3 protein-coding genes and 1 pseudogene are annotated in these 2,991 nt (G+C 71.2%); all 4 read left to right on the top strand.

The features are described 5' to 3' along the window. Positions 1–269: pseudogene (locus TR48_RS13720) on the top strand (hypothetical protein); the annotation flags it as partial. Between the two features lie 184 nt (positions 270–453). Continuing rightward, positions 454–1,218 (top strand): hypothetical protein, encoded by a 765-nt coding sequence (locus TR48_RS13715; RefSeq protein WP_152627953.1) that lies wholly within the window; start codon positions 454–456, stop codon positions 1,216–1,218. A 19-nt stretch (positions 1,219–1,237) separates the two neighbouring features. After that, the gene (locus TR48_RS13710) at positions 1,238–2,005 is read left to right on the top strand and encodes a hypothetical protein (RefSeq protein ID WP_052442654.1); all 768 of its coding nucleotides are present in this window, start codon (positions 1,238–1,240) and stop codon (positions 2,003–2,005) included. Further along, the gene (locus TR48_RS38850) at positions 2,002–2,829 is read left to right on the top strand and encodes a hypothetical protein (protein ID WP_052442653.1); all 828 of its coding nucleotides are present in this window, start codon (positions 2,002–2,004) and stop codon (positions 2,827–2,829) included. Before TR48_RS13710 ends, TR48_RS38850 begins: the two co-directional genes overlap by 4 nt. Positions 2,830–2,991: the final 162 nt, after the last annotated feature.

The raw sequence follows: 2,991 nt of genomic DNA, 5'->3' as shown, positions 1-2,991 counted from the left end.
TGCCGGCCGGACGCCTGGACGTGTTCGTGGACCTCGACGCGGACCTGCGGCTGGTCCGCAAGATCCGGCGCAAGTGCGTCCAGGGCGATTTCCCCCTGGACGTGCTGCTGCGCAACTACACCGAGGCGCGCCGCGACGCCTTCCTGTGCCACATCGAACCGCTGCGCGACCAGTGCGCGCTGGTCGTCGACGGGGCGCGGCCTGCCGACGAGAACGCAGCGGTCATCTGGGCTGCCCGGGCCGGGATTTCAGGATTTCGGGCGATGTGACCGACCAGCAGATATCAATCGCATAAACAACTTTGGCGACTCCTGCCAGGACCGGCATACTCGCAGCTCGCAGGCCATGCGCTGAGTGGTTCGCGCGCCGCCCTGCGTCATACATCGTGCACTGTGGGGGAATTTCTCATGCCCGGATACTCCCGTTCCTCGGGGACTGTTCCCTGGAGGAACCGTGGAATCTGAAGACATATCCGACGAGCAGGCCACGTCGCCGGTTCGGCGCCGTACGGGGGGCAAGGTCGCCGTGGGGGCGGCGATCTGGCTCGCCATCGCAGGGGGCTCGGCCGCGATCGTGGCGAACACCGGTGGCGGTGCCGCCGCCGTGGCCGCGGCACGGACCAGCGCGTCCGCGTCGGCCTCCCCTTCCGCGGCAGCGGTGCTGCCGACGCTTCCCGCCACCCCGTCGCCGAGCCCGAGCTCGACCGTCAAGGGTTACGTCCACGGCACGTCCCACAGCGGCGACCTGCGCTTCTTTCTGCTTCCCGTCCCGGACGACGCCGAGGCCTACGGCGATCCGGACGGCACCACGGAGAGCGTCTCGGACATCGCGAACGCGATGAGCAACTCGTCGACGAGCAAGCAGATCCTGCACGACTACGGCTGCACCGGCGGGGCCACCCGCACCTACCGGACCAACGACGGGCTCTACACCGTGGCGGTCCACCTGATCCACTTCGGCAGCGCGGGAAGCGCCTCCGAGTGGGTGAGCGGCCTGTCCTACGCCCACGGCGACAGCTTCGACGTCTCCGGGGTCTCGAATGCCAAGGGCCAGGCGATCGACCCGTCCGAGAGCGACGGGACCGGCACGCTGATCGGCGTCTCCCACGTCGGCGACGTCGAGTACGAGATCGTCATCTCCGGCACCGGCGCCCTGAACCACTCCCTCCTTACGCCGCTGATGCGGCGCCAGGAGCAGCGCCTCGGCTCCGGCAGCTGACAAGGGACCTGGAGGAAGCATGAGTACCCCTGTAGAGCTGACGCCGGAACCCGCGACGGAGGCGGCGAAGCCGCGGCCGCGGGGCCGGACCGCGAAGATCATGGCCGCGGCCGTCGCCCTCGGCATCCTCGGCGGCGCCGGCACCGGCTACGCCGTCCAGGCCGCGCGCAAGCCCACACCCCTGCCGCCGCTCGCCGTCGCACAGCCGCAGTACCCGTCCGCCCACCGCAGCGCCCCGGCGTTGACCGCCGCCGAGGACGACATGGTCAAGACCGACGGCGACCTCACCCAGCTGCTGGTGCCCGCCCCGTCGGGCACCAAGCCCTGGTCCACGCCGCCGGGGACGGGTGGCTGGCTCTCGATCACGGACTTCTTCGAGGAGTTCACCAAGCCCGACGCCGCCATGCGCTACCAGCTGTCCCACGGGATCCGCCGCGTCGCGGTGACCAGTTGGATGCGGGGCGCCGACTCGTACGAGGTCGAGCTGGTCCAGTACCGGCACGACGAGGGAGACGCGCCGTCGGCCTACGTCGACGACCAGTCCTCGTACGCCCTGGACGACGTGGGGGGCTCGAACTACTACGCGCAGATGCCCGACAGCGCGATCACGGGCGGCGTCTGGGCCGGTCCGAAGCAGCTGCAGAACCCGGACGGCGGCACCTACTACCGGGGCTACGGGATGGCCCGCCACGGGGACATCGTGGTGGTGATCTACGTCCACTCGCCGCACCAGATCGACAGGAAGCCGCTGATGGACCTGCTGCAGAGTCAGTTGGAGCGACTGTGACCGACCAGCCACTCATCCAGCCCGACCTGCCGGACCTGCCGGACCAGCCGGACCAGCAGGACCATCGGGACCAGCAGGACGACCGGACGCCTGCGCCGACGCCCGCGTCGTCGGGGCGGCGCCTGACCGTCGGTGCGCTCGGACTCGCCTTCGTCCTGTCCGCCGTGGGCGTCGGCGCCTTCGTCGGGCTCGGGCTGCGCTCGCCCGCCGCCGCGAAGCCGGCGACCGCCGCCGCTCGGGCGGCGACGCCGAGCTTCGGCGCGCACTCGGACGGCGACCACTACGGTTCGCTCGGCGACCTGCTGCTGCCGATCCCGGCCGGATACCAGTACGGCCCGGACGACATGGGGCTCGGGGACGACAGCGTGCTCACCCCGAGCCAGTACGAGGCGATGTACACCAAGAGCTTCGCGTTCCTGAGCTCCGGTGAGCGGCAGCAGTTGAAGAACGAGCTGGATCTCGCGCACGTCCTCGGCTACGGCCTGCGCACGTACTCGGACAGCAGCTCGCAGGTCGTGGAGATCACCCTGCTGCAGGAGAACCAGCACACGGCCAAGGGCTGGTCGCAGGTCGGCAAGGAGCTTGCCGACGCCACCAACGCCCTCCGCGCCGGGCCGAGCATCCCCGGCCACCCGGAGGCCCACTGCTACCTGCTGCCGACGAGGCCGGGCGATCCCCTCGACTCGATGGGCTGCGAGGCGGCCGTGGGCGATCTGCTCGTCTCTCTCGACGCCGAGGGGACCGCGCCGCTCGACCAGCGGGGCGCGGCGGCGATCCTCGAGGCCCAACTCAACCGACTCGCGATTCCGGCGGCCCAGATATGACGCATCCCGAAGAGCTCCAGCCGGTCCCCGGGACGACCGAGGCCGCCCCGGCCGCCCCGGCCACCCGGGCCGCCCCGGTCGTCGAGGCCTCCGCCGAGACCGAGCCCGCCGAGTCCGCGGCCGAGCCCGCCGAGTCCGCGGCCGAGCCCGCCGAGCCTGCGT

Origin of the sequence: Streptacidiphilus neutrinimicus (genome assembly GCF_000787815.1) — a bacterium.
GTDB lineage: Bacteria > Actinomycetota > Actinomycetes > Streptomycetales > Streptomycetaceae > Streptacidiphilus > Streptacidiphilus neutrinimicus.
This window is presented reverse-complemented; position numbering and strand designations above follow the sequence as displayed.